Origin of the sequence: Stenotrophomonas sp. TEPEL (genome assembly GCF_004348785.1) — a bacterium.
GTDB classification, from domain to species: Bacteria; Pseudomonadota; Gammaproteobacteria; order Xanthomonadales; family Xanthomonadaceae; genus Stenotrophomonas; species Stenotrophomonas indicatrix.
Genome location: NZ_QQXJ01000001.1, coordinates 2,807,138 through 2,824,871 on the forward strand (window position 1 = coordinate 2,807,138; position 17,734 = coordinate 2,824,871).

12 protein-coding genes and 3 tRNA genes are annotated in these 17,734 nt (G+C 67.5%); 8 read left to right on the forward strand and 7 right to left on the reverse strand.

Features of this window, described 5'->3' with window-relative positions; genetic code table 11:
* The first annotated feature begins 184 nt into the window (after window positions 1-184).
* The gene (gene rnt / locus TEP_RS12785; protein ID WP_032951815.1) at window positions 185-769 is read left to right on the forward strand and encodes a ribonuclease T; all 585 of its coding nucleotides are present in this window, start codon (window positions 185-187) and stop codon (window positions 767-769) included.
* Between the two features lie 285 nt (window positions 770-1,054).
* Here the strand turns inward: rnt and TEP_RS12790 are convergent, their stop codons facing one another.
* From TEP_RS12790 to TEP_RS12800, 3 genes are all read right to left on the reverse strand, one after another.
* Window positions 1,055-4,075, reverse strand: a complete 3,021-nt coding sequence (locus TEP_RS12790; RefSeq protein ID WP_132825514.1) for a ligand-binding sensor domain-containing diguanylate cyclase — start codon at window positions 4,073-4,075, stop codon at window positions 1,055-1,057.
* A 213-nt stretch (window positions 4,076-4,288) separates the two neighbouring features.
* On the reverse strand, window positions 4,289-5,680 hold the full coding sequence (locus TEP_RS12795; protein ID WP_132825515.1) for an ATP-binding protein: 1,392 nt from the start codon (window positions 5,678-5,680) through the stop codon (window positions 4,289-4,291).
* A gap of 6 nt (window positions 5,681-5,686) precedes the next feature.
* On the reverse strand, window positions 5,687-6,415 hold the full coding sequence (locus tag TEP_RS12800) for a response regulator (protein WP_025875399.1): 729 nt from the start codon (window positions 6,413-6,415) through the stop codon (window positions 5,687-5,689).
* Between the two features lie 205 nt (window positions 6,416-6,620).
* Here TEP_RS12800 and TEP_RS12805 point away from each other — a divergent pair, with 205 nt between their 5' ends.
* From TEP_RS12805 to TEP_RS12815, 3 genes are read left to right on the forward strand one after another with little or no spacing between them, the layout of a single operon-like run.
* The gene (locus tag TEP_RS12805; protein ID WP_132825516.1) at window positions 6,621-7,859 is read left to right on the forward strand and encodes an efflux RND transporter periplasmic adaptor subunit; all 1,239 of its coding nucleotides are present in this window, start codon (window positions 6,621-6,623) and stop codon (window positions 7,857-7,859) included.
* Window positions 7,856-9,814: a MacB family efflux pump subunit gene (locus TEP_RS12810; protein WP_132825517.1), complete on the forward strand. Its 1,959-nt coding sequence runs from the start codon at window positions 7,856-7,858 to the stop codon at window positions 9,812-9,814. Before TEP_RS12805 ends, TEP_RS12810 begins: the two co-directional genes overlap by 4 nt.
* Window positions 9,811-11,250, forward strand: coding sequence for an efflux transporter outer membrane subunit (locus TEP_RS12815; RefSeq protein ID WP_132825518.1), 1,440 nt, complete (start codon window positions 9,811-9,813; stop codon window positions 11,248-11,250). Before TEP_RS12810 ends, TEP_RS12815 begins: the two co-directional genes overlap by 4 nt.
* 146 nt (window positions 11,251-11,396) lie before the next feature.
* Here the strand turns inward: TEP_RS12815 and rlmB are convergent, their stop codons facing one another.
* The 3 genes from rlmB to rnr form a co-directional block, all read right to left on the reverse strand.
* A complete protein-coding gene (rlmB, locus tag TEP_RS12820) occupies window positions 11,397-12,140 on the reverse strand; it encodes a 23S rRNA (guanosine(2251)-2'-O)-methyltransferase RlmB (protein ID WP_025875407.1) in 744 nt (247 codons plus the stop codon).
* Between the two features lie 128 nt (window positions 12,141-12,268).
* Window positions 12,269-12,754, reverse strand: a complete 486-nt coding sequence (locus TEP_RS12825; RefSeq protein ID WP_025875409.1) for a GFA family protein — start codon at window positions 12,752-12,754, stop codon at window positions 12,269-12,271.
* A gap of 85 nt (window positions 12,755-12,839) precedes the next feature.
* Entirely contained in the window at window positions 12,840-15,299 is a 2,460-nt protein-coding gene (gene rnr, locus TEP_RS12830) for a ribonuclease R (protein WP_132825519.1), read from the reverse strand.
* Between the two features lie 128 nt (window positions 15,300-15,427).
* On the opposite strand from rnr, the gene TEP_RS12835 reads away from it, so the two are divergent.
* Together TEP_RS12835 and TEP_RS12840 are read left to right on the forward strand one after the other, a co-directional pair.
* Window positions 15,428-15,512, forward strand: a tRNA-Leu gene (locus tag TEP_RS12835).
* A gap of 159 nt (window positions 15,513-15,671) precedes the next feature.
* Window positions 15,672-15,758: transfer RNA gene (locus TEP_RS12840), tRNA-Leu, on the forward strand.
* 60 nt (window positions 15,759-15,818) lie between these two features.
* Here TEP_RS12840 and TEP_RS12845 read toward each other — a convergent pair.
* Window positions 15,819-16,565: a sulfite exporter TauE/SafE family protein gene (locus TEP_RS12845; protein ID WP_132825520.1), complete on the reverse strand. Its 747-nt coding sequence runs from the start codon at window positions 16,563-16,565 to the stop codon at window positions 15,819-15,821.
* 96 nt (window positions 16,566-16,661) lie between these two features.
* On the opposite strand from TEP_RS12845, the gene TEP_RS12850 reads away from it, so the two are divergent.
* The gene (locus TEP_RS12850; protein ID WP_132825521.1) at window positions 16,662-17,573 is read left to right on the forward strand and encodes a LysR family transcriptional regulator; all 912 of its coding nucleotides are present in this window, start codon (window positions 16,662-16,664) and stop codon (window positions 17,571-17,573) included.
* A 50-nt stretch (window positions 17,574-17,623) separates the two neighbouring features.
* Window positions 17,624-17,710 (forward strand) — tRNA-Leu (locus TEP_RS12855).
* Window positions 17,711-17,734: the final 24 nt, after the last annotated feature.

A 17,734-nucleotide genomic window follows, 5' to 3' on the forward strand; every position in this document is an offset into this window, starting at 1 on the left:
CTGGTCGGCGCGCAGTATGCCAACCAAGGTTGGCACCTACCCCAGATCCCGGGTGCCCTGGTCGGCGCACGTCGCGCAGGATCCCGGGCGCTCAGGGTCGCTCTGCTAGAATCCATGCATGACCGACCCCACTTCCGCACCTGCCGCCCTCCCTGTTTCCGACGTACCCCAGGCGCAGCGCGCGATGTCACAACGCTTCCGCGGCTTCCTGCCGGTGGTGGTGGATGTTGAAACCGGCGGCTTCGACAGCCAGCGCAACGCGCTGCTGGAAATCGCCGCCGTGCCGATCGAGATGGACGAGAACGGCCTGCTCTACCCCGGCCAGACCGCCAGCGCCCATGTGGTGCCAGCCGAGGGACTGGAGATCGACCCGAAGTCGCTGGAAGTGACTGGCATCATCCTCGACCATCCGTTCCGGCTGGCCAAGGAAGAGAAGGCGGCGTTGGACCACGTCTTCACTCCGGTGCGTGCAGCGATGAAGAAGTACGGCTGCCAGCGCGCGATCCTGGTCGGCCACAACGCCCATTTCGACCTGGGCTTCGTCAACGCCGCGGTGGCCCGTACCGGGCACAAGCGCAACCCGTTCCACCCCTTCAGCGTGTTCGACACGGTCACCCTGGCGGGCATTGCCTATGGCCAGACGGTGCTGGCACGCGCGGCCACGGCGGCCGGGCTGGGCTGGGATGCCAACGAGGCGCACAGCGCGGTGTATGACACCGAGCAGACGGCGCGGTTGTTCTGCACGATCGCCAACGCCTGGCCGCGGTGAAGCGGCCAACGGCGGAGCCCCTCGTGGCGAGTCGGCATTGCGGGTGAGGCCGGGCAGGATGGATTCGCGGGGGACGCCGTAAACCCGTCCTTGGGGNCTTAGCCGCGCCATCCATGGCGCGGATACCCCCGCGAACCCACCCTGCCCGGCCTTCGACAGTTTCCCGGGCGCCACGGGAAGATCAGAAAAGCGGGAGCAACAGCGGGTCGCTGCGCTCGATGGGTGCCGGCTGTTGGTACGGCAATGCCAGTAGATCCACGCCATGCGTGGATGCTCTGCAGTGGATCAACCGATGCTCGTGCGATCCCGGCCGTCACTCTTGGCGCGGTACAACGCGCGGTCGGCGCGCTGGTACAGCAGTGCCGGGGTGCGGTCGTCGCCGTCCAGTTCCACCAGGCCGGCGCTGAAGGTCACCCGCAGTCCCGGGATGCCGGCCCAGTCCGGATGGTCATGGAACAAGCCACGCAGGCGCGCGCACAGCTGCGCCGCCTCCTCCAGCCGGGTGTCATTGAGCAGCAGCGCGAATTCTTCGCCGCCGGTGCGTGCCGGCAGGTCCGAATCACGGCTGGCGGCGGCGATCACCTGGGCCACTTCCACCAGTACCGCATCACCGATGCTGTGGCTGTGCTGGTCGTTGACGTCCTTGAAGTGGTCGATGTCCAGCACCACCAGGCACAGCGGATGGCCGCTGCGCTGGGCGCGGGCGAAGTCGCGGGCCAACGCCTCGTCGAAGCCGCGACGGTTGGCCAGCCGGGTCAGCGCGTCTTCGCGGGCCTGTCGTTCGAACGCTTCGGCCTGCCGCGCCAGGCGCTCGGCCAGCTCGGTCTTTTCCTGGTTCAGGGCCTGCAGGTGCACGGTCTGGGCCTGCAGGTCGAAGGTGGCCTCGTCCACGCGCTGTGCCAAGCGCAGGTTGCTGGCCTTGTACTGCTGCAGCAGGAAGCGGTACAGCGCCACCAGCGCGGACAGCAGCACCAGCCCGATCAGCGCCTGTACGCTGTGCCGCTGCCACCAGAACGGCTCGACGGTGAAGCTCCACACCGCTTCCTGATGACCCCAACTGCCACCCGGGTGCGCGGCGGCCACGTGCAGCGTGTAATCACCCGGCGGCAGGCCGACGAATTCCACGCTGCGCTGCGGGCCACGTTCCACCCAGCCGTTGTCCAGCCCCTCCAGCCGCGTGCGGTAGCGGATGCGCTCGGACATCAGGTAGCTCAGGCCCACGTAGCTCACCGCAAGCCGTCGCCCACCGGGAATCAGGTTGCGCTCGGGGCCTTCCCAGTGCACCGGCGCACCATCGACCTGTACGTTCTCGATTGCCGCAGGCGGTGCCGGGCGTTCACGAAAACGCTGCAGCCGCTGCGGGTCAACCATGCTCAGGCCGCCGGCGGTCACTACCCAGAACGTGCCGTCCTGGCGCAGGATCGCCGACGGGCCGGAGCTGCCGTTGGCCTGCGCATTGGCCATGCCATCGATTTCGTTGTAACGCTCCACCGTGACCCGCGGCGCGCGTCCGTCGGCCACGGCGTTGAGCGTGGCCATGTCGGTGCGCAGTACGCCGCGGTTGCTGCTGATCCACACGTTGCCCAGTCGGTCGGGCACCAGCTGGAACACCGCATCCACCGGCATGCCCTGCTCCAGGCCCACCCGTGCCAGCGTCCCCGCCTGCCAGCGGTACAGCCCACGGTCACTGCTGATCCACATCGCATCGCCGATCTGGTGGAAGCCGAACACGCTGCGCCCCCCACCCAGCGGCGCCAGGTCGATCGACTGCACCCGGTCGCCGCGCAGCACGCGGACGCCTTCAATGGTGCCGATCCACAGATTTCCCTGGTGATCGTGTTCCAGCGCGGTGGTCAGACCTCCCGGCATGCCGGCAACCGTGGGCACGGTTACCTGGTCACCCTCGATGCGGACCACACCCTTCTGCGTCCCCGCCCAGACCACGCCGTCAGGCGCGATGCTGATCGCACGGATGTTGCCGCCAGGCAGGCCATCGGCCGCCGCGTAGTTGTGGCGCAGCCGTCCATCGGCGTGCAAGCGGTAGATGCCGTCGCCGAAGGTGCCCACCCACAGATCGCCGCTGGCATCCTGGGCCAGGCTCAGCACCGAAGGCGCCTTGCCACCGCGGTTGTGCAGAGGTATCGCACGGAATCGACCGTCGGCGGTCTGCAGGTCCAGGCCGCTGGCGCTGCCCACCCACAGATGGCGGTCACGGTCTTCGAGCACCGTGCGCACGTAGTCGCCGCTGAGGCCGTCACGTTCGGTGTAACTGCTGAACAGGGTTTCGCGGAGGCGATACAGGCCGCCGTTGGCGCCTACCCAGATGCTGCCCTCGGCGTCTTCGCGCAGGCTGACCACGCGCCCGCCGGGCAGGTTCAGACCTGCCGGCAGGCGCTCCAGGCCATGCGCCGAGATGCGCAGCAGCCCTTGGTTCTCGGTGCCCAGCCACAGGTCGCCATGGCGGTCCTGCAACATGGCGGTCAAGTGCAGCTGGCCGGGCAGCCGGTGCATCAGCACCAGGCGATCATCCTCCACCCGGTACAGGCGCTCGCCCGCGACGATCCACAGCGCCCCATCGGGTGCGCGATAGGGCCACGACAGGCCCTTGTCCACACCCCACGCCGCTGGCGCGCGCTGCAGTACGCCGTCGGTGTCGCGCAGCACCAGCCCGTCGAGGGTGCCGATCCAGACCCGGTCCTGCGCATCGACGGCCATCTTGGTGAAACTCATCGCCAGCGGCAGGTCCGGCGGCGGGCGCTGGTAGACGATGCCCTTGTCCGGGGTCAGATAGCCAATGCCCTTGCCCTCGTACAGCAGCCACAGGCGTCCTTGGCTGTCCATCTGCATGGACTGGATCAGCACCTGCGGCGTATCCGGTTGATGTTCCCAGACCCGCCACTGGCCGTCGCTGCCGCGGTGGCTGACATTGCCGCGCGAATCGCTGATCCACAGACCGCCCTGCGGGTCGACCAGCAGCGCGCCGATGCCGTTGTCGCGCAGCCCCGGCCGGGTGCTGCGGTCGAACACGGTGAAATCCAGGCCGTTGTAGCGCACCAGGCCTTCCCAGGTGGCGAACCACAGGTGGCCTTCCGGGGTCTGCGCGATGTCGCGCAGCGAGTTGTGCGGCAGACCATTGCGCGAGGTCCACACGTCGATGGCATAGTCGCGCAACGGCGGCGCGCCACTCTGCGCGGCCAGTGGCGTGGCAATCGCCAGCAACAGCCACAGCACACCCACCCGCAGCAGGCGACCGATGTTCTCCGCGTGGCGCCCCGCCCGGCGCCTGCCCGCCCCCTGCCCGCCCATCAGCGCAGCGGCGGCGGCCAGCTGCGGATGCCGGTGGCGGCAGCAGACGCGAACAGGGACAGCCGCACCGCGCAGGGCGGCATGCCGGCAGGAACAGGCAGGCTCATCGGACGAAGAATGGGGAAGTACGCAGATGATAGGGCAAACCCTGTCACCGGCGTCACCGCGCCCGGGCAGACCGGCGCAACCGGGCCGGCTCGGGGATCGATGCCGCTAGCGCGCCTCGGCGCTGGTCGACCACTGCACCACCGCTTCCAGCCCACCTTCGGGGCGGTTGCGCAACCACAGTCGGCCCCCGTCCTTCTCGGCCAGCGCGCGGGCGATGGTCAGGCCCAGGCCGGCACCGCCGGTCTCGCGCGAACGGGAGGTCTCCACCCGCACGAACGGGTCGAACACGGCTTCCAGCTGGTCATCGGCCAGCCCGGGGCCATCATCGGCGATGACCACCGTGATCGTGCCCTCGCCGCGCTCGACACGTACCCGGGCGCGTTGCGCATACATCACCGCGTTGTCCACCAGGTTGGAGAACAAGCGGTGCATCGCCAGCGGGCGCAGCATCAGCACCGCGCCGCTGCGGCCTTCAAAGACAACGTCGGCGCCGTCCTCGGCGGTGTCCTCGACGATGCTCTCCAGCAGTGAATCCAGATCCAGCGCGGCGCGCTGTTCGGCACTCTGCGCACTCCGGGCCAGTTCCAGCCCCTCGCGTACCAGTGCCTGCATCGCAGCCAGGTCGCCGATCAGGCGCTCGCGCAGCGTCTCGTCGGTCACGTTTTCCAGGCGCAGGCGCAGCCGGGTCAGCGGCGTCTGCAGGTCGTGGGTGATCGCCGCCAGCATCTGCGTACGTTCGGCCAGGTGGCGCTGCAGCCGATGCTGCATGGCATTGAAGGCTTCGGCGGCGCGCTGCACTTCACGCGGCCCGCGCAGCGGCAGGGGTGCCCGCTGCAGGTCATCGCCCAGGTCCTCGGCGGCAGCCGCCAGCTCCTGCAGGGGCGCACTGGCCATGCGCGCAACCACGTAGGCCAGCACGGCAATGGCCAGTACCAGCAGGGTCAGGAACAGCGGGTCCACGGCGAGGATGCCGTTGTGCGCGATCGCCGGCGAATCCAGGGCGAGCTTCAGCAACGTGCCGTCGTTGAGCACTACGTCCACCGCCCGGCACTTGGGCGGGATGAAGGTGGGATCGCGTTCGTGTGGCGGCTTGCGGTGGCCCGGCGGCGGTGGCGGCAGCAGGTCCTGCAGCTTGGGAATGCACGAACGGAACGAGGCGAAGTGCACATGCGCCCGCGACACCGGGCCCGGGCGGTCTTCCAGTACTTCCATCAGCGCCTTGTCGGCCCGCCCGATGCGCGCGCCGGGCTGCAGTGCCCGCACGCTGGGGCCACCGATCTCCAGCAGCCGCTCGCGCAGCTCCGGGTTGCCGTCGAGCAGGTTGATGTAGCCCTGTAGTCGGTCGGCGATGCGGTTCAGGTTCTGCCGCTCGAATTCCTGCTGCCGCTTGGAACTGGCCAGCATGGTCGCGCCGATCGCGGCCACGCTCATGCCCAGCAGCAGGATCACGAACAGCCGTCCGACCATCGAGGACAGGAAGTGGCGCAGGCGCTTCATCGCGGCTTATTCCAGGTTGACGGCCGAGGCCAGCACGTAGCCTTCGTTGCGCACGGTCTTGATCAGGCCATCGGGGCCACCGTCATCGGCCAGCTTGTTGCGCAGCCGGCTGACCTGCAGGTCGATCGCCCGGTCCTGCGCTTCATAGTTGCGGCCGCTGCTGAGGGCCACCAGCTGCTCGCGCGAGAGCACCTTGTTGGCATGGGCGATGAACACCCGCAGCAGGCGGAATTCGGCGCCGGACAGCACCACCACGCGCCCGTCCGGATCGACCAGGTGGCGATGCTCCAGGTCGAAGATCCAGCGTGAGAAACGCGCACGGCGCACCGCCAGCGGTTCCAGGTTGGCCGGCAGCGCTTCGGTACGGCGCAGCACGTTGCGGATGCGCGCCAGCAGTTCACGCGGCTCGAACGGCTTGGCCAGGTAGTCGTCGGCGCCCATTTCCAGGCCGAGTACGCGGTCGATCGGCTCGGCGCGCGCGGTGAGCATGATCACCGGCGTGTTCGAGCGCGCGCGAAGGTCGCGGCACAAGGTCAGGCCATCCTCGCGCGGCAGGTTGAGGTCGAGCACGATCAGGTCCACGTGTTCGCGTTCCAGCAGCTGGCGCATGCTGGTGCCATCGGCGGCGGTGCTGACCTGGTAGCCAGCACGGCCGAGCTGCTCGGCCAGCAGGGTGCGGATATCGTTGTCGTCATCGACAATCAGCAAACGGTGCATCGGGTTTTCAGTCTCCATGTCGCGAATCATCCCGTGTCGGCAGCTGAACCGCATCCAGGCCAATGCGTACCACTGTATCCACCGCAGTGCGGGATACCTGCCGATACGCCGTCTCGCAGACAGTGTTACACAGAGACACACCCCGAGGATTGAGCGCAGCATCGCTCGATCTTCACAATGCCCACCAACGCCGCCGCTGCGGCCCCCAGAGTGAAGCCGCCACGTGATCTCCCGCCTGTTGCCCGCGACCCGCAAGGGTCGCCTGATGTTGATCGCCCTGATTGCCCTGATCGCCGCTGTATCCGCCTGGTGGCTGCTGCGCAAGCCTGCCGCACCGGCGCTGGCGACCACCCCGGTCAGCCGCGGCGACATCGAGCAGACAGTGGAAGCTACCGGCGTGATCGACGCCTACAAGCTGGTCAGCGTCGGTGCGCAGGCCTCCGGCCAGATCAAGTCGCTTAAGGTGCAGCTGGGCGATACGGTGAAGGAAGGCGACCTGATCGCCGAGATCGACGCCACCACCCAGCAGAACCAGGTGCTCAACGCGCAGGCCTCGCTTGACCAGGTGACCGCGCAGCGCGCAGTGCAGCAGGCCACCCTGCGCCAGGCCGAACTGGAGTTCGCACGCCAGCAGCAGATGCTGGCTGCCGAAGCCACTTCGCGCCAGGAATACGACGCCGCCGAGGCCCAGCTGAAGACCGCGCGTGCGCAGCTGCAGTCCTACGAGGCGCAGATCAAGGGCCGCGAAACCGAACTGGGCACTGCCCGCGCCAACCTGGCCTATACCCGCATCGTCGCGCCGATGGACGGCACCGTGGTGGCGGTGGTGGCCGAGGAAGGCCGCACGGTGAACGCCAACCAGACCGCGCCGACCATCGTGATGCTGGCACGGCTGGACGTGGTGACCGTCAATGCCGAGGTGTCCGAGGCCGACGTGGTCAAGATCAAGGCCGGCATGCCGGTGTACTTCACCACGCTGGGTGACCCGGACCGCAAGTACCACGCTACGCTGCGGCAGATCAATCCGGCACCGGCGTCGATCGCCAACGAAAGCTCGTCCAGTTCCAGCAGCTCGTCCAGTTCCAGCTCCAGCAACGCGGTGTACTACAACGCGTTGTTCGACGTCGAAAACCCCGATGGCACCCTGCGCATCGACATGACCGCACAGGTATCGGTGCTGCTCAAGCAGGCCAAGGGCGTGCTGATGGTGCCGGCCGTGGCACTGGGACCGAAGTCGCGCGATGGCGAGCGCATCGTGCGGGTGGTCGATGACAAGGGCCAGCCGCAGCCGCGCAGGATCAAGGTCGGCATCAACAACGGCGCCAACGTCGAGGTCCTGTCCGGCCTGAAGGAAGGCGAGCGCGTGGTGGTCGGTGAAGGCGGCACTGCGGCAGCCGCGGGCGGCGGCAACCGTGGCGGCATGCAGATGCGGGTCGGTGGCCCGGGCATGGGGCGCCGATGAGCATGACGGCGCCACTGCTGCGCCTGCGCGACCTGCGACGCGAATTCCCGGCCGGCGACGATGTGATCGCCGTGCTGCGCGACGTCAACCTGGACATCCATGCCGGCGAGATGGTGGCGATCGTCGGCCAGTCCGGGTCGGGCAAGTCCACGTTGATGAACATCCTCGGCTGCCTGGACCGCCCGACCCGTGGCAGCTACCAGGTGGCGGGCCGCGAGACCGGGAAAATGGCGCCCGACGAGCTGGCCGAGCTGCGCCGCGAGCACTTCGGTTTCATCTTCCAGCGCTACCACCTGCTGGGTGATCTCGACGCACGCGGCAATGTGGCCGTGCCGGCGGTGTATGCCGGCAGCCCCGGCCCGGTGCGCACCGCGCGTGCCGAGCAGCTGCTGCAGCGGCTGGGCCTGGCCGACCGCATGCACCACAAACCCGGGCAGCTGTCCGGTGGCCAGCAGCAGCGCGTGTCGATCGCGCGCGCGTTGATGAACGGTGGTGAGGTGATTCTGGCCGACGAACCGACCGGCGCCCTGGACACCAAATCCGGCGAAGAGGTGATGGCCATCCTCGGCGAACTGCATGCCGAAGGCCACACCATCATCATCGTCACCCACGACATGAGCGTGGCCGAGCACGCACAGCGCATCATCGAGATCCGCGACGGCGAGATCATCGCCGACCGTGCCAATCCGGCCGCGCCCAGCTACCGTGCGCAACGCGAGCCGAGCGCTGGCGTGGCCCATGGCAGCAGCTGGCAGGCCGCCCGCGATCGCTTCACCGAAGCGTTCCGGATGGCCCTGCTGGCGATGAACGCCCATCGCCTGCGTACCTTCCTGACCATGCTCGGCATCATCATCGGCATCGCTTCGGTGGTCTCGGTGGTGGCACTGGGCAACGGTTCGCAGCAGCAGATCCTGCAGAACATCAGCGCGCTGGGTACCAACACCATCGACGTCTACCCCGGTCGCGGCTTCGGCGACATGCGTTCGGCGCGGGTGCAGACCCTCAAGGCCAGCGATGCCGATGCCCTGTCACGGCAGAGCTACGTCGACAGCGCCACCCCCAGCGTGTCCAGTTCGGTCACCGCGCGCTACCGCAACCAGTCGGCCACCGCGCAGATCAGCGGCGTCGGCGAGCAGTACTTCCGGGTGAAGGGCGTGAGCCTGCTCAGCGGCAGCTTCTTCGACACCGACGCGGTGAAGGGGCTGGGCCAGGTGGCGGTGATCGATGAGAACACCCGGACCCAGTTCTTCCCCGACAGCGATCCGATCGGCCAGGTGATCCTGCTTGGCAACGTGCCGGTGCGCGTGGTCGGCGTGGCCAAGAAGCAGAGCTTCGGTTTCGGCGGCAGCACCAGCCTGAGCGTGTTCGTGCCCTACACCACGGTGATGTCGCGCATGCTCGGGCAGAGCCACGTTTCCAGCATCACCGTGCGGGTGAACGATGAAACGCCGATGGATGCGGCGCAGGAAGCGATCACCCGCCTGCTGACCATGCGCCACGGCACCGAGGACTTCTTCCTCAGCAACAGCGCCGAGATCCGCGACACCATCGAACAGACCACGCGCACGATGACCCTGCTGATCGGCGCCATTGCCGCCATCGCCCTGCTGGTCGGTGGCATCGGCGTGATGAACATCATGCTGGTCTCGGTGACCGAGCGCACCCGCGAGATCGGCGTGCGCATGGCGGTGGGGGCGCGGCAGAGCGACATCCGCCAGCAGTTCCTGATCGAAGCGGTGCTGGTGTGCCTGCTCGGCGGTTTGCTCGGCATCGGCCTGGCACTGCTGATGGGCGTGTTGATCGGCCGTTTCGCCAGCGATTTCCAGGTGCTGTTCTCCACCGCTTCCATCATTGCCGCCTTCGCCTGCTCGACCCTGATCGGCGTGGCGTTCGGCTTCCTGCCGGCACGCAGTGCCGCCCAGCTCGACCCGGTGGAGGCCCTGGCCCGCGAATGAAGATGATGACCCGACTGCCCTTCCCTGCTCCCTCGCGTCTGCTGCTGTCCGGCGCCGTGCTGCTTGCACTCTCCGCCTGCGCTTCCGTGGGCCGCTATCCGGTCGAAGACCCCAGCGTTGCCGCCACCTATGGTCGTGGCGATGCGACCCTCAACGCACCGGCCGACGACCCGCGCAGCGGCCTGGACACCCCGGCCCGTGACGTCCGCCAGGACACCTGGTGGACCGGCTTCGGCGACGAGCGCCTCGACCGCCTCGTCGCACAGGCGCTTGCCGCAAACAGCGACCTTGGTGCCGCCGGGCTGGCGGTGCAACGTGCACGCCTGCAGGCCGGGCTGGCCAGCAACGCGCTGTGGCCGCAGCCTTCGTCGTCCGGCGTGAGCGGCAGCGGCAGCCGCGCCACCGACCAGGCCGACGACTGGCGCCGCAGCTATTCCACCGGCGTGTCGCTGGGGTGGGAGGTCGATCTGTGGGGCCGCCTGCGCGCCCAGCGCGACATCGCCCGCTGGGAGGCCAACGCCAGCGAAGAAGACCGGCAGAACACCGCCCTGCTGGTGATCGGCGATGTCATCAACCAGTACTGGGCGCTGGCCTACCTCAACCAGTCCATCGCCACCGGCCAGGCCAACCTTGAGCGGCTGCAGCGCACGCACGAACTGGTACAGGCGCGCTTCGATGCCGGTGCGGTTTCGCGCCTGGAAGTACGCCAGGCACTGCAGAACCTGCAGTCACAGCGTGCGGCGCAGAGCGCGCTGGAACAACAGCGGGTGGAGGTGCGCAACGCGCTGACCGTGCTGCTGGATGGCACGCCGTGGCCGCAGCAGGACGAGCCGCAGAACCTGCTGGAGGCGCAGAGCCCGAGCATTGCCGAAGGCCTGCCCGCCGACCTGCTCGGCCGCCGGCCCGACCTGCGTGCGGCCGAACTGCGGCTGCGCAACAGCCTGAAGACGATCCGCGTGACCGCCACCCAGTACTACCCGGCACTGAGCCTTACCGGCAGCCTGGGTTCCAGCGCCGCCTCGCTGGGCGATGTGCTGCGTAATCCGGTGGCGACGCTGGGGGCTGGGCTGTCGCTGCCCTTCCTCAACCTGCAGCGCGCGCAGCTGGATACGGACGTGGCCGGCACCAACTACCAGATCGCCGCCACCAACTTCCGCAAGACGCTGTACACCGCGCTGTCGGAGGTGGACAACGCCTTGTCCGCACGCGAGCAGCTGCTGCGCCAGGTAACCGCGTCGCAGGCGTCCTACGATGAAGCGGTTGAAGTGGAGCGTGCGCAGGAAGTGCGCTATCGCGTCGGCGCCACCGATCTGCGCACCTGGCTGGAAGCGCAGCAGACCCGGCGCGACGCGGAACTGTCACTGGCACGGGTGCGGCAGAGCCAGTTGAACAACGACGTGACGCTGTTCAAGGCGTTGGGAGGCAGCGCGGGGTAAGGCATCCGGAGCGCCAACCAAGGTTGGCGACTACCGCCTGCCCGGTAGGTGTCGACCTTGGTCGACACGGCAGATCAGAAAAAAGGGTCAGATCCCTTTCCCGTGGGAAAGGGATCTGACCCCGATCGGGTCTCCGCAGCTGTCGATCAACCGCGCTGGCGCACGGCCTCGAACAGGCTCACACCGGCAGCAACCGAGACGTTCAGGCTCTCGATCTCGCCCGGCATCGGAATCTTGACCAGGCCATCGCAGTTTTCGCGGGTCAGGCGGCGCAGGCCGTCGGCTTCGCCACCCAGCACCAGGGCGATGTTGCCCTTCAGGTCCAGCTGGTACAGCGACGCAGTCGCCTCACCGGCCAGGCCGTAGATCCACACGCCCTGCTTCTGCAGGTCCTTCAGGCAGCGCGACAGGTTGGTCACCGCCACCACCGGAATAAGGTCGGCAGCGCCAGCCGAGGTCTTGCGCACGGTGGCATTGACCGTAGCCGACTTGTCCTTGGGAATGATCACGGCGGTAGCGCCGGCAGCGGCGGCCGAGCGCAGGCAGGCGCCGAGATTGTGCGGGTCCTGCACCTCGTCCAGCACCAGCAGCAGGGCCTTGCCTTCCGCAGCCGTGACCAGCCCTTCCAGCTCGTTCTCGTTGTAGGTACGGGCGGCGGCATAGCGTGCAGCCACGCCCTGGTGGCGCACCGAACCGCCCACGCCGTCCAGTGCCTGGCTGTTGACCTTGCGCACGTCGATGCCCTTGCGGCGGGCGTTTTCCTCGATTTCGACCAGGCGCGGGTTCTTCGCACCGGCCTCGACCAGCACTTCGCGGACGTTCTCGGCGTCGTTCTCGATGGAGGAGGCGACGGCGTTGACGCCGACGATCCACTGGCTGTTCTTGCTCATGCGGGCAGGACCGGAAAGGGGGTGGCTATGGTAGAGCATCGGCGGACGCGGCGCTGCGGCGGCTGGCCGGTAGCGCCGGGCCATGCCCGGCGACCGTTGTCCGTCGCCCCGCCGGGCAAGGCCCGTCGCTACCCGCGCGTGCGCGGCGGCCAGTGCGGGGTGTCGTGGTCGGGATGCTGGTGGGAAACGACCGTGGCCAGGAATTCCAGCGCGGCCATGTCCTGTTCCGTGCGGCGTGCCGGCAGCCGGCCCAGCCCATCGACGAAGGGCAGCTTGCGCTCGACGCCGTACTGAAGGGTTGGCGGCAGTCGTTCAGGCTGGTCGAACGCACCGGCGGCCACCGCCACGCCATCGGGGGCCTCATAGGTCAACGGCGTGCCGCAATCGGCGCAGAAGCCGCGCCGCACTACGTTGGACGACTGGAAATAGCGCGGTTGGCCACGGGTCCAGCTGAACTGCACACCGCGCACCGACACCAGTGGCGCGTAGTAGGCGCCGAAGGCCTTCTGGCACATCCGGCAGTGGCAGATCGAGCTGTCGGTCAGCTCGCCCCGCGCCTGGAAGCGGATCGCGCCGCACTGGCAGCCGCCGCTGTATTCGGGTTGGCCCTGCATTGCTGCTTTCCTCCGAAACGTCGTGCCAACCAACGGTTGGCACCTACCGGGTGAGGTAGGTGCCGACCGTTGGTCGGCACACCTTTCAATACTGCTTCTTGGTGCGCTTGGCCGGCTTGCCGCGCTCGGGCAGCGGGGCCGGGCCTGCTTCCTCTTCCTCGCCCTTGTGCTCGACCAGGCGGAAGTCGATCTTGCGTTCTTCCATGCTGGCCTTCAGCACCAGGATGCGCACCTGGTCACCCAGCCGGTAACTGCTGCCGCGGCGCTCGCCGGTCAGCGTCTTGCGGGTCGCGTCGAACTTGTAATAGTCCTGCGGCAACTGGGTCACGTGCACCAGGCCCTGCACCTTCGAGTCGGCCAACTCCACGAACAGGCCGAAGCTGGTCACGCCGCTGATCACACCGTCGAACTGGCCACCGACGTGTTTTTCCATCCACGCCGCGCGGTAACGCTCATCCACTTCACGCTCGGCCTCATCGGCGCGACGCTCTCGCTCGGAACATTGCAGTGCCAGTGCTGCCATCTCGCGGGCGGTGTAGGTGAACTTGTCCAGCGGCTTGCCCGACAGCGCATGCTTGATCGCCCGGTGCACCAGCAGATCCGGGTAACGACGGATCGGCGAGGTGAAGTGCGCATACGCTTCCAGCGCCAGGCCGAAGTGGCCGTTGTTGTCGGGGCTGTACACGGCCAGGCTCTGGCTGCGCAGCAGCACTGATTCCAGCAGCGTGGCATCCGGACGGTCGCGGATCTTCTTCAGCAGCTTGGTGTAATCGCCAGGGCGCACCTTCGACCACGGCGGCAGGCTCAGCTTGAACTCCTTGAGGAATTCCAGCAGATCGGCGTACTTGGTCTCCGGCGGCTTCTCGTGCACGCGGTAAGGCGCCGGCACATGGCGCGACAACAGGTACTTGGCCGCCTCCACGTTGGCCGCGATCATGCATTCTTCGATCAGCTTGTGCGCATCGTTGCGCACCAGCATGCCGGCCTGGGTGACTTCACCGCGGTTGTCGAGTACGAAGCGGACTTCACTGCTTTCAAACTCGATCGCGCCACGCTTGCTGCGCGCCTTGGACAGCACCTTGTACAGCTGGTGCAGGCGCTGCACCTGCGGCAACAGGTCACCGATAAAGGCCTTGGCACCGGCATCGTCCTCGCCCACCGCCTGCCACACCTGGGTGTAGGTCAGGCGCGCGTGCGAATTCATCACCGCCTCGTAGAAGCGCGAGTGGGTGACGACGCCTTCGCGGTCGATCTGCATGTCGCAGACAAAGCACATGCGGTCGACCTTCGGCATCAGCGAGCAGATGCCGTTGGACAGCGTTTCCGGCAGCATCGGCACCACGAAGCCCGGGAAGTACACCGAGGTGGCGCGCTTCTGTGCTTCATCGTCCAGCGGCGTGCCGGGACGGACATAGTTGGAGACATCGGCAATGGCCACCACCAGGCGGAAGCCATCGGCGTTCGGCTCGCAGTACACCGCGTCGTCGAAGTCCTTGGCGTCCTCGCCATCGATGGTCACCAGCGGCGTGCTGCGCAGGTCGACGCGGCCGCCGATCATCGCCGGCTCGACCACCAGCGGCACCGACGCGGCTTCGTCCAGCACCTCCTGCGGGAACTCGAACGGCAGCTCGTGGCCGTGGATCGCGGTTTCCACCACCAGCGAGGCAGTCAGCTTGTCGCCGAGCACGGCGATGATGCGACCGATCGGCGGACGGCGGCTGTCCGGCGCCTGGGTCAGTTCGCAGACGACCAGCTGGCCATCGTTCGCGCCGCCGGTCTGGTCCGGCGGTACCTGCACGTTGCGCTGGATGCGCTTGTCATCGGGCACTACGTAATTGATGCCCATCTCGACGCTGAAGCGGCCGATCAGGCGCGTCATGCCGCGCTCGAGCACGCGGGCGATGCTGCCTTCGCGACGGCCGCGGTGGTCAATGCCGGTGACACGTGCCAGCACCTTGTCGCCGTGCATCACCTTGCGCATTTCATAGGGCGGCAGGAACAGATCGTCACCGCCCTCGACCGGGCGCAGGAAGCCGAACCCTTCCGGATTGGCGATCACCACGCCGGTGACCAGGTTCAACGTCTGGATGGGCGCGAAGCCGCCTCGACGGTTCTGCACCAGCTGGCCGTCGCGGACCATGGCGCCGAGCCGGCGCGACAGTGCTTCGGCACGGTCCGGTGCGGTCAGGCCCAGGCGTGCGCCGAGTTCCTCAGCCGTCTGCGGCCCTTCGCAGCGTTCCAGCAGGGCCAGTATGGCCTCGCGGCTGGCAATGGGTTGTTCGTACTTTTCCGCTTCGCGGGAAGCATAGGGATCATCGATCACCTTGCCCGCCGGTGGCAGCTTGCGACCCGGTGCCGGGCCCGGCGGCTCGGGGTTGCGGCGGCCACGCCCCGGAGGCGGTGCGCCGCCTTCGGCCAGTGCGGGGAGCCAACCCGGCAACGGCTTGCCCGGCTTGTTGTTGCGGGCAGTGCCCTGCTTGGTGCCCTTGTTGGGGGCTTCACTGCGGGACTTGCTCCCGCCCTTGCTTGGTTTTTTGGTAGTCATCGCCCTCCATGGTAGCCGCTGTGGGCGTGCAGAACGGGTCAGCAAACCCGTTGCAGTACCCCCATTAAGAATTTTCATGAAATCGTTGACAGGCCCCGGGTTCATCTTCACAATTGCGCCTCTGGAACGCCCAGATGGCGGAATTGGTAGACGCACTAGTTTCAGGTACTAGCGGGTAAAACCGTGGAGGTTCGAGTCCTCTTCTGGGCACCAACGAAAAAACTCCTCGCTTCGGCGGGGATTTTTTTTGCCTGAAATCCGGCTGCCGCACCCATCCACGCATGGCGTGGATCTACTGAGCGCGTTGGACGCAGGAATTTCAGAAGGGTGTTGACACCTCCGTCACGGCACCCCATAATTCTTCTCCTCGACGCCCAGGTGGCGGAATTGGTAGACGCACTAGCTTCAGGTGCTAGCGGGGGCAACTTCGTGGAGGTTCGAGTCCTCTCCTGGGCACCATGTCGAGAATGAAAAACACCCGCGAAAGCGGGTTTTTTCTTGTCTGGCGTCCGGTCGGCATCACCACCACGAACGCAGCAGCAGCTCAAGGCCCAGCAACAGCAGGAAGCCGAGGAAGCAGGCACGGAACAGGCGCGCACTGATGCGCTGGCGGATCACCTGCCCCAGCCACATGCCCAGCAACGCCGGCAGCACCGCCAGCGCGCTCAACCCCAGCTGCTGCACGCCAAACGCACCGTTGAGCACCAGCCCGGTGGTCAGCGAGATCGTCGATACGGTGAACGCCAGGCCCAGCGCCTGCACCAGCTCCTCGCGCTGCAAGCCCAGCGACTGCAGGTACGGCACCGCCGGCATGACGAACACGCCGGTGGCGCCGGTGACCACGCCGGACACCGCCCCGACCAGCGGCCCCAGCCAGCGCTCGCGCCGCTGCGGTACGCGGAACACCGGAGCCACCAGCGCGTACAGCGCATACACCACCAGCGCCACGCCCAACGCGGCGCGCGAGGCATCACGATCCATCCGTACCAGCAGCGCGGCCGAGCCCAGCGTCACCACCACCACGGCCAGCATCATCGGCCACAGCCGCCGCAGGGTGCGACCCAGTGATGGCCCGGACAGCAACTGCCAGGCATTGGTGACGAAGGTGGGGATGAACAGCATCGAGGCCGCTGCCACCGGCGACAACGCGCCGCCCAGCAGTCCCATCGCCACCGTCGGCAGGCCCATGCCGGTCACGCCCTTGACCACCCCGGCCAGCACGAACACCACCACCAGCAACCCATAGAAGTACGTCGTCTCGTTCATGCCGCCATTGGAGCCGGCGCCGCAGGCGCGCACAATGCGGTCTTCCCGCCTGGGCCTTCGGACCAGCCGAAGGCAGGGCCGAGCGGAGCAAACGACATGCGCTTGGACATTGCCGATCTGCGCCTGTTCCTGGCGGTGGCCGAAGCCGGCAGCATCACTGCCGGCGCGGTGGAGGCGAATCTGGCACTGGGGTCGGCCAGCGAACGCCTGCGCGCCATCGAAACCGACGCTGGCACCGCGTTGCTGACCCGTCACCCGCGCGGCATCAGCCTCACCGAAGCGGGTGCCGCACTGGCCCATCACGCGCGCTTGATCCTGCAGCAGCAGGCGCAGCTGCGCGGCGAACTGCAGGCGTTCGCCCACGGCGCGCGCGGCACGCTGCACCTGTACGCCAACACCGCGGCATTGACCAATTACCTGCCCGCGCGGCTGGCCCCATGGCTGGCAGAGCGCCCTCGCCTGCGCGTCGAACTGCACGAACGCACCAGCAATGAAGTCGTGCGCGCGATCCGTGCCGGCCAGGCAGAGGCCGGCATCATCAGTGATGCCGTTCCCGCCGATGGACTGCGTCGTCATGTCGTTGCCGAAGACCCGCTGATGATGCTGCTGCCGGCCGGCCACCGCTTCGCCGCGCGGCGTTCGCTCGACTTCAGCGATGTGCTGGGCGAGACCTTCGTCGCCCTGGCCGACGGCAATGCGCTGCAGACCTATATCGAAGAGCTGGCGGCAGAGGCCGGACGCACGCTCGACGTGCGCATCCGCATGAAGACCTTTGAAGGCCTGTGCACGATGGTGGGCCATGGCATCGGCGTGGGCATCGCGCCGCGCACGATCGCGCGGCAATATCGGCGGGCCACCGGCATCGTCGCCGTTGCACTCGGCAACGCATGGGCACAACGAAGGCTGTGCGCCGCGTTCGCCGACTGGAAATCGCTCTCGCCACCGATGCGCAGCCTGCTGCTGCATCTGGATGTGGACGCGGAAGCCGGTGCAGAAAAAAATGTGTGAAATGGTGTTGACACATATCCAGCCTTCCTGCAAAATTCTCCTCCTGAGTCGCCCAGGTGGCGGAATTGGTAGACGCACTAGCTTCAGGTGCTAGCGGGGGCAACTTCGTGGAGGTTCGAGTCCTCTCCTGGGCACCATGACTCAGACAATGATCAAACCCG

What these genes read in the sequence shown, in the direction of transcription:
- TEP_RS12810 (WP_132825517.1), top strand. Translation starts at nt 7,856, where the DNA reads ATGAGCATGACGGCGCCACTGCTGCGCCTGCGCGACCTGCGACGCGAA.
- TEP_RS12790 (WP_132825514.1), bottom strand. Translation starts at nt 4,075, where the DNA reads ATGGGCGGGCAGGGGGCGGGCAGGCGCCGGGCGGGGCGCCACGCGGAG.
- TEP_RS12800 (WP_025875399.1), bottom strand. Translation starts at nt 6,415, where the DNA reads ATGGAGACTGAAAACCCGATGCACCGTTTGCTGATTGTCGATGACGAC.
- TEP_RS12815 (WP_132825518.1), top strand. Translation starts at nt 9,811, where the DNA reads ATGAAGATGATGACCCGACTGCCCTTCCCTGCTCCCTCGCGTCTGCTG.
- TEP_RS12795 (WP_132825515.1), bottom strand. Translation starts at nt 5,680, where the DNA reads ATGAAGCGCCTGCGCCACTTCCTGTCCTCGATGGTCGGACGGCTGTTC.
- TEP_RS12825 (WP_025875409.1), bottom strand. Translation starts at nt 12,754, where the DNA reads ATGCAGGGCCAACCCGAATACAGCGGCGGCTGCCAGTGCGGCGCGATC.
- rlmB (WP_025875407.1), bottom strand. Translation starts at nt 12,140, where the DNA reads ATGAGCAAGAACAGCCAGTGGATCGTCGGCGTCAACGCCGTCGCCTCC.
- TEP_RS12845 (WP_132825520.1), bottom strand. Translation starts at nt 16,565, where the DNA reads ATGAACGAGACGACGTACTTCTATGGGTTGCTGGTGGTGGTGTTCGTG.
- TEP_RS12850 (WP_132825521.1), top strand. Translation starts at nt 16,662, where the DNA reads ATGCGCTTGGACATTGCCGATCTGCGCCTGTTCCTGGCGGTGGCCGAA.
- rnr (WP_132825519.1), bottom strand. Translation starts at nt 15,299, where the DNA reads ATGACTACCAAAAAACCAAGCAAGGGCGGGAGCAAGTCCCGCAGTGAA.
- rnt (WP_032951815.1), top strand. Translation starts at nt 185, where the DNA reads ATGTCACAACGCTTCCGCGGCTTCCTGCCGGTGGTGGTGGATGTTGAA.